A 15,473-nucleotide genomic window follows, 5' to 3' on the forward strand; every position below is an offset into this window, starting at 1 on the left:
CCCCGCGCTGACCTGGGCGGGGACGAGTGCGACGAGACACGTCGGGTCAGGCTGCGGTGCCGGGAGGGGGCTCGGCCGCCGGTGCCGGTTGGGGGCAGTAGCGGGCCCAGGTGTCGAGGAATTGGTTGCGGGCGAAGCCCTTGGCCTGGGTGCCGTCGGGGAAGCGGCGGTTGGCCGAGCTGATGCCGTAGGGCTGCAGCAGCAGCTGCAGGCCGCGCGGGGTCAGGCCGTTGGCGCCGTACTCCGCCCACGGGGCTTCCTTGTCCGCGTTGAGGTGCTCCAGCAGGCGCCTGGTGCCCAGCACGGCCGGGTCGTTCTCGGCGGCGAAGGCGCGGCGGATACCGACCAGGAGGCGGGTGCGTAGGCCGCCTTCCTCGTCCTGCCCGGCCTCGTAGTCGGTCATGACGCGGCAGGCGGTGCGGGCGAGAGCGGGCCATTCGCCCCCGGCGAGGTCGGCGATGACCACCAGGGGTTCCCAGGTGTCGGCCGCGCGGTCCTCGACCGGCATGGGCGGCTCCATCCCCAGTGCCCGCTGGTACAGCGGCTGGAGCCAGGCGGAGAGCCGGTCGCGGATCGCGTGCAGGGCTGGGGTATCCCGGGTGGTGCGGAAGGCCGCGACCTTCTCGCCTGCCGCACGGCGCCGCATCCGGATGACCGCCGACCGGTCCATCACCGTGTCGGGCAGGTCACCGATCCCGGCGAGCGCCGCCATGGCGAACGTGGGGAACGCAGTGGGCTTGTGCTCGGGCCCGGTCACCCGCAGCGTGGGCCGGTTGCGCTGATGCCCGGCGTTGATCAGGCCGCGCACCTCCTCGTTCTTCTCCGCCGCCTTGACGGTGCCGAAGAGGGTGTCGGCCTCGTCGACCAGGAGCGTGGGCGGGTCCTCGTCGTCGATCGAGCGGAAGATCGCGGCGGGGCTGGCGTTGACCGTGATCAGGGCGTTGCGCACGGTCTCGGTGATCACGTCCAGCAGCCGTGACTTGCCGCACCGCTTCTCCGGAGCCACGATCGCCAGCCGCGGCGCGTGCTGCCACGCGCGCTGCAGGTGCGTCGCCGCGATCCACAGCGTGACCGCAGTCAGGGCCTCCTCGCTCGGCATCACCACGTACCGCTTGATCTGCGCCCGCAGGTCGGCCAGGATCTGCGCGCCCTCGGGCAGCAGCTCGGCCGCATGCGCGTCGTCGCGGTTCCCGTCCGGGGGAGGTGCGGCGAGGATGGCCGGCTGGCCGAGGACGCCGACGACCGGCGGCACGTCGGGCGTCGAGGATGAGGTGGAGGCGGGGAAGGACGTAGGTTCGTCCACAGGCGTTCCTCTCTGGTGGGCCGGACGGGCAAGGCCCGGCCGCACCGGATCGATCGTTCGGGCAAGGGCGATGAGGCAGGGACTCTCGCGGCTGGCGGCGGTGGCTCGCCGTCAGCCGCGTCGCTGTCCCGAGCGGGCTTTAGACCGCGAGGTCGTACGTGGCCTGGGCGTTCAGCCAGGCGTCCACCTCGGGCCAGCGGTAGCGCAGGTGGCGGCCGACCTTGTGGACGTTGGGGCCGATGCCCCGGTACTTCCACTGGTAGAGGGTCTTCACCGGCACCCCGAGGTAGGCGGCGACGTCGGCCGGGGTGGCCAACGGACCGCGCCCGGTTGCAGCGGCAGAGGCGGTGGTGGGGGTGCGGGTGTGGCGGGCGGAAGGGCTCGGCACAGGGCTCCTTTTCGGTATGGGACATTCGGGCCTGGACAACACAGCCACACCTTCGGCGAAGAAGTCCAGTGTTAGCTCTGAAACTCCGTACAACTTCTCGGTGTGGCCGGTGATGTCAAAACAGTAGGGGCGGATCCCCGGTTGCCGAAATCGCTATCGGCGGGGCCCAGAATTTCCGCACCCTGCTCCAGCGAGGGCAAGCTTGCTGCTCAGGACACCCGACGACCTTGCAGCATCAGGTTCGGGGACACCTTCACCGCAGCCCTGCTTACTCTCAAAAAATGGAATAGTGACAGCCACGGCCACTTTTCTTGAATGCTTGAGCTAACTATTGCCACGGCAGCCAATTGCAAGCTACATCTGTCTGTCATGCCAAACCGACCTGTAGAAATAGGCCCCGCCGGCCTGCACGCCGCCCGCGCCATCGAGCACCTACGTCTCGCGCGCGGCCTGACCCAGCAGCAACTCGCCGCCCGCTGCACCGCACTGGGCCGCCCCATGACCAACACGGCCCTCAGCCGCACCGAGCGCGCCCGCCGCCGCTGCGACATCGACGACCTCGTCGCGATCGCCACCGCACTCGGCATCTCCCCCGCGGCCCTCCTGCCCATGGGGCCCTCGGTGTCCCGCACCGCCCCAAAGCCCCTCGACCGCCTCCAGGAGGCCCTTCTTGGCTGACGTGTACGACCGCTGGCACAAGTCCCACCCCAAGCCCGCCGAGGCCGAGTGCGGCGAACACAAGAGCCGTACGAAGCGGATGGTCCCGACCGCCGATCACGGCATCGGCAAGCGCTGGCAGGTCCGATACCGCGACCTGGATGGCCATCAGCGCAAGGAGAACTTCCACACGAAGGCCGAGGCGGACAACCGCGCCGCCGAGGTCGACGTCGAGATCCGACGCGGCTCCTACGTCGTCCCGGCCGAGACGAAGCAGACGCTCAGCGCCTACGCGCAGAAGTGGCTCGACGCGAACTCCGTCGGCCCGACGACCGCGCTCCGCTACGAGGCGACCGTCCGCAACCACATCGTCGAGCACCTCGGCCGGCGCGAGCTGCGGTCCCTCAACCAGCCCTCGGTCATCCAGGGTTGGATCCGCACCCTCCAGGACGCTGGCCTTGAGGTGTCAACGATCGAGGGCATCTTCGACATCCTCTCCAGCATCCTCGGCACGGCTGTGGAGGACGGGCTGCTGCCGAAGAACCCCTGCAAGGCGAAGTCGGTCAAGCTGCCGACCGCGACCAAGAAGAAGATCATCCCTTGGTCGCTGGAGCGCGTCCGTGCGGTCATCGCCGCACTTCCAAAGCGCTTCCAGGGCGGCGGCAGACTCGCCTTCGGCTGCGGTCTGCGGCAGGGCGAGGTGTTCGGCTTCGCCGTCGAGGACATTGACTTCAAAGGCGGTTGGATCCACGTCAACCGCCAGGTACGGCTCGTCGGCACGAAGCCTGTCTTCGCCCTGCCCAAGGGCAACAGGATCCGGTCAGTGCCCCTGTCGGCTCAGCTGGCCTCGGCCCTCAAGGCTCACATGAAGGAGTTCCCGCCGGTCGAGGTCACCCTGCCCTGGGCCAAGCCGGATGGCGAGCCGAAGACCTTCCGCCTTCTCTTCGTCGACGAGAAGAAGCGGGCCTACAACCGCAGCGTGTTCAACATGGGCGCCTGGAAGCGCGCCCTTGCCGCCGTCGGCGTCATACCTCCCCGCGAGCGCGGCGCGCGCTACCTCCAGGCGGCCCCCGAGGACGGCATGCACGCCCTCCGGCACGCCTACGCCTCCGTACTCCTGGATGCGGGGGAGAGCATCAAGGCGCTCTCGGAATATCTCGGCCACTCGGATCCGGGCTTCACGCTGCGGACGTACACGCACCTGCTGCCGTCCAGCGAGACCCGCACCCGCAAGGCGATCGATGACGCCTTCACCGAGGCCAACGCTGAAGACCGAGGTAGCACTTCCGATGGTGAGGGCGCATCCGTGCCTACACCGCAACCAACGTGCGAGCGTTGCGCACTGGCCGCCTGACAGCCTCCTCCGGCACATGACGAGAGCGGGGCGGTGGGCGAAACGGCCTGCATCGATTGGATTGTTCGCGGCTCAGGCTGCTGCCAGCACGCTCCCCCCAAGGGCAATCGTTCCGAGGAGGAAGCAGACCAGTCCTGTCCTGATCCACCGGTGTTTGGCCGCGACGATGTCGCTCGTGTTGCGGAGCGCGATCACCAGGCCCGACATCTGCTCCTCTTCGGTGGTGCGCAGAGCATCAGCGAGTACTCCGGAATCCGCGGCCCGACGGATGTCGAGGAAATACGTCAGGGGACTGCCGGCCCGCCACTGGCTCGCCCGGTAGCGAGGGGCTGTCGCGAACAGTAGAAAGCCCAGTGCAAGAAACCAGCTCAGAGCACTGGCCGTGCCCAGGGTTCGACTGAAGCCTGTGGCCGGCATCCTGCTCCAGTACGTGCTCAGGACGACTCCGGCACACACACCCAGCGCGCCAATGAGAACCGATGCCTTGGTGTCGGCACGACCGATTTCGGTTCGCACCTCGGCCAGCAAGCGTTCCGCGGCATGCACACCTGCGGGATTGGAATTGAGCCTTGGGGCAGGCCCGTGAGAGGAGGACGTTGTGCTCGTGACACCCATCATCTTCGATTCTCCTGACATCGATTCAGGTTGGAGACATCCCCTGCGGCCTTCACATCACGGCAAGCCGGACCACAGGAGGGCACCGGCCACCAGCAGGCCGCCCCACAGGGCGCCGCGGTGACCGAGCTGGCCTACTGCCTCGCGCAGCGCCGACAGCACGGTGCCCACACAGCGGTGTCCGGCGCTTGCGACAGCGCACACCGCGTCTCCGTAGGTGTAGGCGAAGGGGGCGGCGTGGCCGGAGACACGGCGCTGCGCCCGGGTCCAGCAGTATTCGGGCAACAGCAGTCCGACGACCATGACATTCATCGCGTACTCCATGCCGGTCTCCAGGTGCGTCAGCAGTGGTACCGCAGCCCAGCGGAGCAGCACGTAGCAGGCGATGCCGACGACGAGAGCGGGCACGAGGGCCCGTTCAACGTCCGCGGGCGTGGTCACCGGTCTTCTCCCGATGCGTCCGGTCGCTCATCCTGATCACTGGTTCCCCGCTCCAGCTGTTCCCGGTAGAGGGGGTGTTTGCGTGTCCGGCCCCGGCCGGCGTCGTTGAGCCGCTCCTTCACAGCCGACAGAGCCGCCCGCGACGCATCTTCCAGCATGTGGTCCTCAACTGCTCCGGAGTCGAGGACCCGCTCGATGACGCGGATCTGGTTGGCGCTGGCCTCGCGCTCGTCGTCACGAATGGATTCGATTGCGAGCGGGATGTCGGCCGGATTCTGCGCGAGGTGCGCGCCCCAGCGCTCGAACTCGCCCTGAGACAGCAGCCGGGCGTAGAAGGAGCTGCGCTCCTCCATGACTTCGTGTTCGTTGTGGGTGCGCAGCCTGGTCAGTTCGTGCTCGCTCCGCGTCCGCTGCTTGGTGTAGTCGAGGGAGCGCAGTGAGGACAGTTGGCCGACCGCCTCCTCGTCGAGGCTGAGCCTGACTTCGCATTGGATGTCCAGCCCTTCGTCGACCGCCAGAGGCGTGGTGGCCAGCGCCTCCATCACTGCGGCCTCGGCAGCGGCGCTCTCCTCGATGGCGTACCGGCGGCTTTCCCGGCGCATCCGGGTCAGCAAACGGGGCTCCAGCAGCGCACGGACGTCGCGGATCTGCCGTTCCACCACCTTGGCGGGGTCGATGACCCGCCAGGTTAGATCGGTCTCCGCGGAGAAGAACGCGGCATCGCCGTCGCTAGGCAGCCGGTGCTCCAGCGACATGTGTTGGATGCCCATGTCCACTTCGTACAGTGTGCGGAAGTTGCTGGTCACCAGCTCTCCGCGGGTGGGCTGCTGATGCGGGAGATACGTCTGCGGTCGTCCTCCGGACGTCAGGAACACGAGTGCGCGTTCCGCGTAGGTCGGTGGCCGGTGGCGTACGTATTCGAAGCGGCCCAGGCTCCGTATCTGGCGCACAGGGTCGTTGACCAGTTCCATGAGTTCTCCTGTTTTCGGGGCATTGCATACGAGGCGGTGAGTCGCGTGAGGCTGGCCGAGTGTCGGCGGCGGCCGGAATCGGGGATGACGGGTCTGCCGTCACAGGGGACGGGGCAGTGCCGCGGGGCCTTTGGCGAGGGCGGTCCTGAGCCGGGCGGCCGTGGGGCTCTGGCCTCCGTCCGGGGTTTTGACCCGGCGCAGAAGGAAGTCCAACCGGTCCCAGTCGTTCTGGTTTTCGACCAGCAGAGGGAGCAGTCTGCCCAGCGCCTCCTCTACGTCCGACACCGTGTCGTACCGGTCCGTCTGCTCGAATGGCGCCTCGGTCGTAAAAGCTCGGTGCCGTGCCGCTTTCACGGACGCACGCTCTGCGACCCGGACCCAGCGAACCAGTTCGTCACGTGCCGCGTCGCGGCTGGAGCGACTGTCCAGCAACGCCCGCCATATCACGACGGCGTACCGTCGGGCGTGGGCGTCGTGTTCCGCCAGCCACAGAAGGCTCGGCCAGGTCGTCGCCTCGTTGCTCACGGCCCGGTGGCGCCTGCGCGCACCCCGCAGAAATCCTGCTACTGCCAGTTCGCGCAGGGGACCACGGCTTGCGTGCCACTGCACGAGTCGCTCCAGAACGGTGACGGCTGCGGGCCCCTGAAGCAGCGCCTCCAGGGCCTGCTCAAGCGCTGACTGGAGCGCGCTGTCCGGTGGCGGTTCGGTCGCGGCCATCCGCCCGATGTCCCGGAGCGCACTCGGGGCCGTGGCCCCGCCCAGCAGAGCGTATGAGCGAGCGACCGTCCACCTGCGTGCCAGGTGATGTCGGCTGCTCCAGTCGGAGAGTAAGCGCCTGACGGCTGTGTCCATGCCATGTTCGGCGGCGGTGTACAGCGCCCATGCGGCGAGCTGCCGCTGCATCGGCCTCGGCGAAGAACCCCACTGATTGAGGAAGCTGTCGTAGGCGTAACCGAAGTCCGCGGCCGCCAGTACTCCCGAGGCCACCGCGGCTCGGAGCCGTACGAAGGTCCGGCGGTCCGTCACGAGGGTGTCGAGCCAGGCCAACAAGGGCTTTCTGACAGCTGGATGGCTGGTCCAGACATGGCGCAGGGCGATGCTCCAAAGGGAGTCGTTCTGGAAAGCGACGACCCGTTCGGGCAAGCGTCCCCATGCGGTGTCGGTCTCTTCGTCGTGTTCCTGGGCCCTGGCCAACCTCAATCGGTCTTCCGGGGATGAACCGAAGACGGGATATCCGGCGGTGCGATCGGGTTCCTCGACGGTGCGAAGCCGCATGTAGAGGAGGTCTCCGAGTTCGGCCACCAACGGATATGGCAATCCGTCGAATACGGCGAGCGAGATCAGAAACGCCTTGTCGCGCAGCGGGGCGCCGCCCGACTGCTGGTCTTCACTGAACCACCTGCTGGCGATCTCCTCGGCCGATCTACGGCCGTACCCGGAAAGCTCCTCATCGTCGCAGCGTCCCGCTGCGTACTCCACGAGAAGCCGAGCGAAGTCGGCGGCCTCCGCGGGTGACGGGCCGGAGCTCAAATACCGTACGGTCGTCTCCAGTTCAAGCAAACGCCGCACCCTGTCGGCCGCCGCGGCATCACCGGCCGGTCCGTCTGCCGCTGAGCCCTGGATCGCGTGCAGCAAGTGAGCCCGTGTGATGTCGGCGGCGGGAAGCGGTTGCCAATCGTGCGCTGTCACTTCCTCCATGACGGTGCCGTGCGCTGCGACGACGACAAAGAGACCGTCGTCCCCGAGACCGCGGCGGATGGCGTTGAGATGGATGTCCCGCAACGGACTGTCCTGGCTGGTGATCGGGTCCACCACCACATGGGCCCTGCCGGGCTGGACGTGGTTGGCGAAATCGGCCGACTCCGTGCCTGGGTCCAGCGCAATCACTTCGCCGGCTTTCGGACCGACCTGCATGAGCATGTGCAGGGCCGCGGTCCTGCGACCGGTGCCGGGCCGCCCGCGTAGAACGAGGACGCGTCGGGCGCTGAGTTGCGCGCACAACTCGTCGTACCGCCGATTCGGTGCGAACGTCTCGGCCAAGTGGTCGAGTTCCGCTGTCGGCAGAGGGCCGACAGTGTGCAACCGGGGCAGGCGTCTTTCGTGCAGGTGTACATCGACGCGCTTGTCGCCTGCGACGACATCGCCGGATACCTGGGTGTCCCCCATGACATTGGCCCGCCCTGACCGCAGGTGCGGGGCGAGAGCAAAGAGCTGCTCGATGGCCTCCCATGCCTCCGGGGCGGGGTCTTCATCCGGTGTCGGTGGCACCACGTCCCCGGTGTCGGCGGCCCGCCCGGGATCCTTCTCTGCCTCGGGTCCGGCGCCGGCGTCCTCTGGGTCTAAGGAGGCGTCCACGTGCTGGTTCACTCTCCGGTTCCTTCCACGTCCCGCTGCCGAGTCGACTCGGTGGAACTGGTACCAACGTGCTTGTCACCCGCAATGGCGTCCCCGGCGATGCTCGCGGTCCCGAAGAAGAAATTGCCCGTGCGCGTGTGCAGCGCCGGAGCCAGAGCCGCGTCGGCTGAGTGCTCGGACCTGGGTACCGGTACGGCCGCCTGGGCGGGGATGGACGATGCGGTCGACTCCGCGGTGGGCCGCTCCGATCCGGCGGTGTCGGTGTGCTGTCGCGAGCTGTCGTGGTACCAGCCCGTCAGCGTGGCACCTTCTTTGCTGTCGACGGTCAGTGGATGGAAGTGCTCGGGCCGTACACCCGGATGCGCGTGACGCACCACGCCCTGATACACGGCGTTGGACACGCAAAGGACACTCGGCTCCGACCTCGCGGCAAGCTCCTCTCGTAGCGCCGGTGCGTCCAGGAGCCGGAAAGCATGGACGAGATCCGCGCCGACTGCACCGAACTCGTCCAGTGCCACTTCGCCGGTATGGACGACGATCCGCAGCCTGATCCGAGCACCCTCGGCGGCCAGCCGATTGGTGCTGACGAGTTGCTCAGGTGTCGCCGTCAGCAAAGCCCTGAGCAGCGCGGGCTTCGGCACGGCCGGATCGATAAGGACGAAGACGCCGTCGCCGCGGTCCTCGCTGCGATACTCGGTCGGCTCGATGGCGGCAGTCGACAGCGTCTCATGGAGGACTCTGTACAACATGCGGTGAATGACGGCTTGTTCGCTGTCGCGACGCCGACCCGATCCCTCCATGTCCATGAGCAGGATCGTCTTGTTGCTGGGTTCCGCCATGTGTCTCTCCTCAGAAGCGCGCGACCGGCGCGTCAGGCCGAATCGAAGTGCGGGAGGGGCAATCGACTGCCGGGCCGACCAACCTGGTCGGTCAGGACCACTCCATGCCCAGGGTCAACCAGCACGTCGTGCGCCGCGAGGATCGTTGCCGCACGGTTGATGTGACGGATTACGCAGAGCCGCCGATCCGCCGCAACATCTCCGGCTTGACCACCACCAGAGCTTGACGGTGTGTGGTGACATAGCCGCGCTCCCGTAGTTCGCCAAGAAGCCGGGTAACCGACTCACGGGACGCCCCCACGGCCCCGGCGAGTTCCTGCTGGGTGAGTGGCACCCTGACGAGAACGCCCTCCGGTACTGGCGCACCGTGGTACTGAGCCAGCTCCAGCAGCAGGCGCGCCAGTCTCTCCTTGACACTGCAGGCCGCGAGCTCCAGCCGCTTGCGATCCCCGGCGCGCATCCGGTCTGTGAGCACGGCCATGAGCTGACGCCCCGCGATCGGGTGCGCGTCAAGGAACGCCTTGAAGCGGTCCGACGAGATGACCACCGCCCTTATCGGCTCCAGCGTGGTCACCGAAGCGGACCGTGTCGTGTCCTCGAGTGCGGCGCTTTCACCAATGATGTCCCCCGGCCCGCGCAGAGCCAGCAGCGCTTCGTGCCCGCCGGGGGAACCGTCGGTCACCTTCAGCCAACCTTCCAGGACGAGCAGGACGTGGGAGGACGGCTCGCCCTTCATGAGCAGGACGGTACGAGCCGGATAACGCAGCTCGGATCCGGCGCTGATCAACGCTGCCGAGGCTGCCTCCGGGAGCCGGGCGAGGTAAGGGACGCGGTCATCGGTCAGAAGAGGTACGGCGGCCTCAGCCTGAGCGCGTAAGGCTCCTGGCTTCGCGCTTCCAGCGGCGCTCTCCACAGCAGTGTCCTTCCCGCAACGGAACTCACTCGCTCCCAACGCCGCCTGTCAAGCGGGCACCCAAGCAGTTCGCGGAAGCCTGCGGGATCGTCCGTGGCACGAGGTTTCGTCAAATGCCCGACGATTCTGGCGCATGCCTCTGACGATGGGCAATGTTGAATGCACAACGCGTCACCGGCATCCCATCGACCCACGCGCAGTACCGGGACGGGCAGAGCACCAGCTCCCGAGAGGGCGCGGGCGTACGCCAGTGCCCTGATCGCAACCCATGTGCCCTCAATGTGCCCTGGCCGCCTGACGGCCCCTCTCTGGCACCAAAAAGGGCGAGGCCCGAAGACCCCGCCCGAAACCAATGAAACCCCAGGTCAGGGCCACACCAGGCAATAAGGCTGATGCCCCGCCTCATGCAACCGATGGCTGAAGTCCTGCCACTCGTGCAGCAGTTGGTACACATTGAACGCATCCCGCGGTCCCCCGCGGTCCGGCACCGTCGACCAGATGAACGCCGCCGCGCCCACCGCCTCCTCGCCTATGCCGCGCAGTGGGTCGACGACCGTCATCGGGAGCTTGACCACCGCGTAGTCGGGGTGCAGGACGACCAGTTCGAGGGGCGGGACCTTGTGGAGGGGGACGCCTTCGATGCCCGTCAGCACCATCGCCGCCATCGTCTCCGGCTTGATCTTGGTGAACATGCCGTTCATGCCGAGCTCGTCGCCGCCGAGTTCCTCGGGGCGCATCGAGATCGGGACACGGGCCGCGGTCGCGCCGTCCGGCGCGCCGAAGTACTTGTACGTCACCCCCACCCGACCACCATTCCTGCTCCCCGCCCGGAGCGCGTCGCCCCGGCGGTCGATCCGCCGGTCGATCTGCTCGGGCTCACTCGGTGCACCCTGTCCCCGACGTGCCTCGGTAGCTTCCTCCGCCTCGCGTCGGTGCCTTCCTCGATGGGCACGTCGAGGACCCAGGTCATCAGTCCCCTCGCCCAGTCCGCCACCGCGATGCATATCTCCACCCGACTGCTTTTTTAGGACGCGTGGCCCCCGCCGCGCAACCCGATCATCGTGTCAGTGACCTCCCCCACGGCCGCCCGCCGAAACGTGCGCTGAAACACCTGTCCGCAGGATCTTCGCAGCCTCTGAACAAGCCTCCGTACACCTCGTCGTACACCTGGCCGCGCACCCGGTCGTACATCCGTCCGTACACCTATACGTACGCCGGCGCCGTATGAGCTGTGTGTATCAGGTCCCAGTTTCGCAGATCGCGCGGGGCGGCGGCTGTCTCTCCGGTCAGCAGCGGCGCCCGCTGCCGCCCGTGCACCCTGGCCTACCCTGAGGAGGTCACTGGCAACCGGAGCCCGAGAAGTCGGGGAAGGTCGGAGAAGTCGCAGGTCATGAGCGAACCGCCCAATTCACTGCCTTATTCATACGAAGCGCCCCACTCGCAGGCACTGTTCGACCGTGCTGCGGCCGTCACGCCCGGTGGTGTGAACTCCCCGGTGCGCGCGTTCCGTGCCGTGGGCGGTACGCCCCGGTTCATGGTGTCCGGTACGGGTCCGTATCTGACCGACGCGGATGGCCGGCAGTACGTCGATCTTGTGTGTTCCTGGGGGCCCATGATTCTCGGGCACTCCCATCCCGAGGTCATCGCCGCTGTTCAGGACGCCGTCTCGCGCGGTACCTCCTTCGGTACGCCCGGTGAGGGCGAGGTCGCGCTCGCCGAGGAGATCGTCGAGCGCGTCGGGCCCGTGGACCAGGTGCGGCTCGTCAGCAGCGGTACCGAGGCCACGATGAGTGCCATCCGGCTCGCCCGTGGGTTCACGCGGCGCACCAAGGTGATCAAGTTCGCCGGGTGTTACCACGGTCACGTCGACTCGCTGCTCGCCGCCGCCGGCAGTGGTGTGGCCACCTTCGCGCTCCCCGACACGCCCGGGGTCACGGGCGCCCAGGCGGGCGACACCATCGTGCTGCCGTACAACGACCTGGAGGCCGTGCACGAGGCCTTCCACCGGCACCCCGGTGAGATCGCCTGCGTGATCACCGAGGCCTCGCCCGGGAACATGGGTGTCGTACCGCCCCGGCCCGGGTTCAACCAGGGGCTCAAGGACGCCTGCTCGAAGAACGGTGCGCTTTTCATCTCCGACGAGGTCATGACCGGGTTCCGGACCAGTCGGGCCGGGTGGTTCGGGATCGACGGGGTCACGCCCGATCTGATGACCTTCGGGAAGGTCATGGGCGGCGGGTTCCCCGCCGCCGCCTTCGGCGGGCGCGCCGATGTGATGGCGCATCTCGCGCCCGCCGGCCCCGTCTACCAGGCCGGCACCCTCTCCGGGAACCCGGTCGCCACCGCGGCCGGCCTCGCCCAGCTGCGCCTCCTCGACGAGGCCGCCTACGACAAGGTCAACGCCGTGTCGGAGAGCATCCAGGGGCTCGTGACCGAGGCCCTGAGCAAGGAGGGCGTCGCGCACCGGCTGCAGAGCGCCTCCAACATGTTCTCCGTCTTCTTCACGGACCGGGAGGTCCGCGACTACGAGGACGCCAAGAAGCAGGAGTCCTTCCGCTTCACCGCCTTCTTCCACTCGATGCTGGCGCAGGGCGTCTATCTGCCGCCTTCGTCCTTCGAGTCCTGGTTCGTGTCCACGGCCCACGACGAACAGGCCGTACAGCGCATCGCCGACGCCCTTCCGGCGGCGGCCCGAGCGGCGGCGGAGGCCACGGCAGCATGAGTGACAGCAACAGCACGGCGGGCGCCGACATCACCGTCGTACACGTCATGCGGCACGGCGAGGTCGCCAACCCGGACGGGGTCCTGTACGGGCGGCTGCCCGGCTACCGGCTGTCCGAGCTGGGGCGGCAGATGGCCGACCGGGTCGCCGAGCACCTCGCGCCCCGCGACATCACCTACGTCTGCGCCTCCCCGCTGGAGCGGGCCCAGGAGACGGCCACCCCGATCGCCAAGACGCACGGACTCGACCTGGCCACCGACGAGCGGCTCATCGAGGCCGACAACGTCTTCCAGGGCAAGACCTTCGGGGTCGGGGACGGCGCGCTCAGGAAGCCCGGCAACTGGAAGCACCTCGTCAACCCGTTCAAGCCGTCGTGGGGCGAGCCGTACGTCGACATCGTCGTCCGGATGATGCAGGCGCTGGACTCGGCCAAGGACCAGGCGCGGGGGCACGAGGCCGTCCTCGTCAGCCACCAGCTGCCCATCTGGATCGTGCGGTCGTACGTCGAGAAGCGGCGGCTGTGGCACGACCCGCGCAAGCGGCAGTGCACGCTCGCCTCGTTGACGTCCTTCACGTACCAGGACGACAAGCTCGTGTCCGTCGGCTACAGCGAGCCGGCCCGCGATCTCGTCCCGGCCCATCTCCTGGCGGGCGCCAAGCCGGTGAAGGGGAAGGACAAGGCCTTCGGGGCGTGAGCGCTCCGCTGGTAGGCCGTTGATCATCTGCGGGTCCGTCGTGGCTGGTCGCGCCCACGCGGCGGAGCCGCATATCGACACAGCCCCGCGCCCCTTTCGGGGCGCGAGCATCCCCTTTTGGGTTTCATGACACGTTTGTGACATTTGTTGCGAGATCCATGTGATCGTGAGGAACCTCCGCCTTCGTCATGTCCTCTGACTGGGTGACCACCAAAGGACATGACGATCGGGGTTGGAATGCGCAATCGCAGCGCTCTCACTCGCAGGGGAATGCTCGGTATCGGCGCGGGCGCCGCCGCCGCTGTCGGACTGTCCGGATGCGGCACCCTCACGCCGTCAGACGGGTCGACCCGCTCCTCGGGTTCCCATGGCGGTGGCAAAACCGGCGGCACGTCCCACCCCGCCAAGCCCATCGGCGACGGCTCGACCTCCTTCACCGGCAAGCAGCCCCACCAGCCCGCGAAGCCCGAGCCGCTGGAGCCGGGGCAGACCCCGCCGCAGTTCGTGATCTTCTCCTGGGACGGCGCCGGCGAGGTGGGCAACGGGCTCTTCCCGCGCTTCCTCGACCTCGCCAAGCAGCACGGCGCGTCCATGACCTTCTTCCTCTCCGGGCTGTATCTGCTGCCCGAGTCGAAGAAGCGCCTCTACAACCCGCCGAACAACCCGCGCGGCGCCTCCGACATCGGCTACCTCACCGACGCGCACGTCAAGGCCACGCTCACCAACGTCCGCCGCGCCTGGCTCGAAGGGCACGAGATAGGCACCCACTTCAACGGCCACTTCTGCTCCGGCTACGGCACCGTCGGCAACTGGACGCCCGCGCAGTGGAGGAGCGAGATAGCGCAGGCCAAGGCCTTTGTGAAGGAGTGGCGGACCAACACCGGCTGGACCGACATGCCGTCCCTGCCCTTCGACTACGAGAAGGAGCTCGTCGGCGGCCGCACGCCCTGTCTGCTCGGCCAGAACAACCTGCTGCCCACCGCCAAGCAACTCGGCTGGCGCTACGACGCCTCCTCGCCCGGCGGCCGCCAGATCTGGCCGCAGAAGAAGCTGGGCATCTGGGACCTGCCGCTGCAGCAGATCCCGTTCCCCGGGCGCAGCTTCGAGGTCCTGTCGATGGACTACAACATGCTCGCCAACCAGTCGGTCAACTCGACCAAGGCACCCGCCTACAACTACCCGGGCTGGCGCACCCAGGCCTCGAAGGCCTACATAGCAGGCTTCCAGCGGGCATACGAGACAAACCGTGCACCCTTCTTCATAGGCAACCACTTCGAGCACTGGAACGGCGGCATCTACATGGACGCCGTCGAGGAGGCGTTCAAGCACATCGCACAGGAGAAGGAGAAGGGCGCGGACGTACGCCTCGTCTCCTTCCGGCAGTTCGTCGACTGGATGGACGTGCAGAAGCCGGAGGTGCTCGCCAAGCTGCGGACCCTCGAGGTCGGTCAGCGGCCGGTGGGCGGCTGGAAGGCGTTCCTCAAGGAGACCCCCTCCTCTTCTGCCTCGCCCACCGGGTCGGCCGCCTGAAATGCGGTTTTCCCCCCGCAAGGGGGGTGCGCACAACCCCCGGAACGGGCATGCGAAACTTTTCACATGAGTGCCGCCAGCCGCGCCTTCGTGCGCTCGAACCGCGCACGTCGCCGAGCCGTCCTGACCACCGCCGGTGCCGCGGTCGCCACGCTGCTGATGTCCGCCTGCTCCTCCGGAGGGACCTCCGGCGGCGGCGGTGACACCAACTTCGTGATGGGCAAGGACGGCATCTCCACGGCGAAGAAGGGGGAACGGGCCGCCGCGCCCGACCTCTCCGGCGAGACGGTCAACGGGGGACAGCTCGACGTCGCCTCCTACAAGGGCAAGGTCGTCGTCCTGAACGTATGGGGATCCTGGTGCGCGCCCTGTCGCGCCGAGGCGCCGAACTTCGAGAAGGTCTACCAGGACCTCAAGAGCAAGGGCGTCCAGTTCGTCGGCATCAACACCCGCGACACCAGCACCCAGAACGCGGTCTCGTTCGAGAAGCAGCAGGGCATCACCTACCAGAGCCTCTATGACCCCACGGGCAAGCTGATGCTCCGCTTCCAGAGGGGCACGCTCAACCCGCAGGCGGTCCCCTCCACGCTCGTCCTCGACCGGGAGGGCAGGATCGCCGCCCGCTCGCTGGCCGCGCTCGGCGAGGACAAGCTGCGCGCGATGATCGCCCCCGTTCTCGCGGAGAAGTGA

At 67.9% G+C, this 15,473-nt stretch carries 15 protein-coding genes; 6 read left to right on the top strand and 9 right to left on the bottom strand.

Going from position 1 to position 15,473, the window contains the following annotated elements; all coding sequences use genetic code 11:
• Positions 1-46: 46 nt before the first annotated feature.
• The gene (locus ACWDAG_RS20875) at positions 47-1,303 is read right to left on the bottom strand and encodes a DUF3631 domain-containing protein (RefSeq protein WP_450697084.1); all 1,257 of its coding nucleotides are present in this window, start codon (positions 1,301-1,303) and stop codon (positions 47-49) included.
• Positions 1,304-1,442: 139 nt separating this feature from the next.
• Entirely contained in the window at positions 1,443-1,691 is a 249-nt protein-coding gene (locus ACWDAG_RS20880) for a helix-turn-helix transcriptional regulator (RefSeq protein WP_450697085.1), read from the bottom strand.
• Positions 1,692-2,060: 369 nt separating this feature from the next.
• On the opposite strand from ACWDAG_RS20880, the gene ACWDAG_RS20885 reads away from it, so the two are divergent.
• Positions 2,061-2,369, top strand: a complete 309-nt coding sequence (locus ACWDAG_RS20885) for a helix-turn-helix domain-containing protein (RefSeq protein ID WP_450697086.1) — start codon at positions 2,061-2,063, stop codon at positions 2,367-2,369.
• Position 2,370: 1 nt separating this feature from the next.
• Positions 2,371-3,702, top strand: a complete 1,332-nt coding sequence (locus ACWDAG_RS20890; RefSeq protein WP_450697254.1) for a tyrosine-type recombinase/integrase — start codon at positions 2,371-2,373, stop codon at positions 3,700-3,702.
• Positions 3,703-3,774: 72 nt separating this feature from the next.
• Here ACWDAG_RS20890 and ACWDAG_RS20895 read toward each other — a convergent pair whose 3' ends face one another.
• The 7 genes from ACWDAG_RS20895 to ACWDAG_RS20925 form a co-directional block, all read right to left on the bottom strand.
• The gene (locus ACWDAG_RS20895; RefSeq protein WP_450697087.1) at positions 3,775-4,320 is read right to left on the bottom strand and encodes a Pycsar system effector family protein; all 546 of its coding nucleotides are present in this window, start codon (positions 4,318-4,320) and stop codon (positions 3,775-3,777) included.
• 54 nt (positions 4,321-4,374) lie between these two features.
• Positions 4,375-4,758 (bottom strand): hypothetical protein, encoded by a 384-nt coding sequence (locus tag ACWDAG_RS20900; RefSeq protein ID WP_399077209.1) that lies wholly within the window; start codon positions 4,756-4,758, stop codon positions 4,375-4,377.
• Positions 4,755-5,729 carry a hypothetical protein gene (locus tag ACWDAG_RS20905; protein ID WP_450697088.1) on the bottom strand — a complete coding sequence of 325 codons (975 nt, stop codon included), beginning with the start codon at positions 5,727-5,729 and terminating at the stop codon, positions 4,755-4,757. The genes ACWDAG_RS20900 and ACWDAG_RS20905 overlap by 4 nt, the downstream gene beginning before the upstream one ends.
• A gap of 99 nt (positions 5,730-5,828) precedes the next feature.
• Positions 5,829-8,096 (bottom strand): hypothetical protein, encoded by a 2,268-nt coding sequence (locus tag ACWDAG_RS20910; protein ID WP_450697089.1) that lies wholly within the window; start codon positions 8,094-8,096, stop codon positions 5,829-5,831.
• Entirely contained in the window at positions 8,093-8,923 is an 831-nt protein-coding gene (locus tag ACWDAG_RS20915) for a hypothetical protein (protein WP_450697090.1), read from the bottom strand. Before ACWDAG_RS20915 ends, ACWDAG_RS20910 begins: the two co-directional genes overlap by 4 nt.
• A gap of 169 nt (positions 8,924-9,092) precedes the next feature.
• Positions 9,093-9,767 carry a Crp/Fnr family transcriptional regulator gene (locus tag ACWDAG_RS20920; RefSeq protein ID WP_450697255.1) on the bottom strand — a complete coding sequence of 225 codons (675 nt, stop codon included), beginning with the start codon at positions 9,765-9,767 and terminating at the stop codon, positions 9,093-9,095.
• Positions 9,768-10,201: 434 nt separating this feature from the next.
• Positions 10,202-10,840, bottom strand: coding sequence for a hypothetical protein (locus ACWDAG_RS20925; RefSeq protein WP_351462708.1), 639 nt, complete (start codon positions 10,838-10,840; stop codon positions 10,202-10,204).
• A gap of 386 nt (positions 10,841-11,226) precedes the next feature.
• Here ACWDAG_RS20925 and hemL point away from each other — a divergent pair, with 386 nt between their 5' ends.
• From hemL to ACWDAG_RS20945, 4 genes are all read left to right on the top strand, one after another.
• Positions 11,227-12,558, top strand: coding sequence for a glutamate-1-semialdehyde 2,1-aminomutase (hemL, locus tag ACWDAG_RS20930; protein WP_450697091.1), 1,332 nt, complete (start codon positions 11,227-11,229; stop codon positions 12,556-12,558).
• Positions 12,555-13,253, top strand: coding sequence for a histidine phosphatase family protein (locus ACWDAG_RS20935; RefSeq protein ID WP_450697092.1), 699 nt, complete (start codon positions 12,555-12,557; stop codon positions 13,251-13,253). Before hemL ends, ACWDAG_RS20935 begins: the two co-directional genes overlap by 4 nt.
• 237 nt (positions 13,254-13,490) lie before the next feature.
• Positions 13,491-14,783 carry a hypothetical protein gene (locus ACWDAG_RS20940; RefSeq protein ID WP_450697093.1) on the top strand — a complete coding sequence of 431 codons (1,293 nt, stop codon included), beginning with the start codon at positions 13,491-13,493 and terminating at the stop codon, positions 14,781-14,783.
• Between the two features lie 66 nt (positions 14,784-14,849).
• On the top strand, positions 14,850-15,473 hold the full coding sequence (locus tag ACWDAG_RS20945) for a TlpA family protein disulfide reductase (RefSeq protein WP_450697094.1): 624 nt from the start codon (positions 14,850-14,852) through the stop codon (positions 15,471-15,473).

The sequence above is a fragment of the Streptomyces sp. NPDC001157 genome, from assembly GCF_053598255.1.

Coding starts and splice junctions, on each gene's coding strand:
- ACWDAG_RS20895 (WP_450697087.1), bottom strand. CDS start 4,320: ATGATGGGTGTCACGAGCACAACGTCCTCCTCTCACGGGCCTGCCCCA.
- ACWDAG_RS20905 (WP_450697088.1), bottom strand. CDS start 5,729: ATGGAACTGGTCAACGACCCTGTGCGCCAGATACGGAGCCTGGGCCGC.
- ACWDAG_RS20885 (WP_450697086.1), top strand. CDS start 2,061: ATGCCAAACCGACCTGTAGAAATAGGCCCCGCCGGCCTGCACGCCGCC.
- ACWDAG_RS20935 (WP_450697092.1), top strand. CDS start 12,555: ATGAGTGACAGCAACAGCACGGCGGGCGCCGACATCACCGTCGTACAC.
- ACWDAG_RS20925 (WP_351462708.1), bottom strand. CDS start 10,840: ATGCATCGCGGTGGCGGACTGGGCGAGGGGACTGATGACCTGGGTCCT.
- ACWDAG_RS20945 (WP_450697094.1), top strand. CDS start 14,850: ATGAGTGCCGCCAGCCGCGCCTTCGTGCGCTCGAACCGCGCACGTCGC.
- hemL (WP_450697091.1), top strand. CDS start 11,227: ATGAGCGAACCGCCCAATTCACTGCCTTATTCATACGAAGCGCCCCAC.
- ACWDAG_RS20915 (WP_450697090.1), bottom strand. CDS start 8,923: ATGGCGGAACCCAGCAACAAGACGATCCTGCTCATGGACATGGAGGGA.
- ACWDAG_RS20940 (WP_450697093.1), top strand. CDS start 13,491: ATGCGCAATCGCAGCGCTCTCACTCGCAGGGGAATGCTCGGTATCGGC.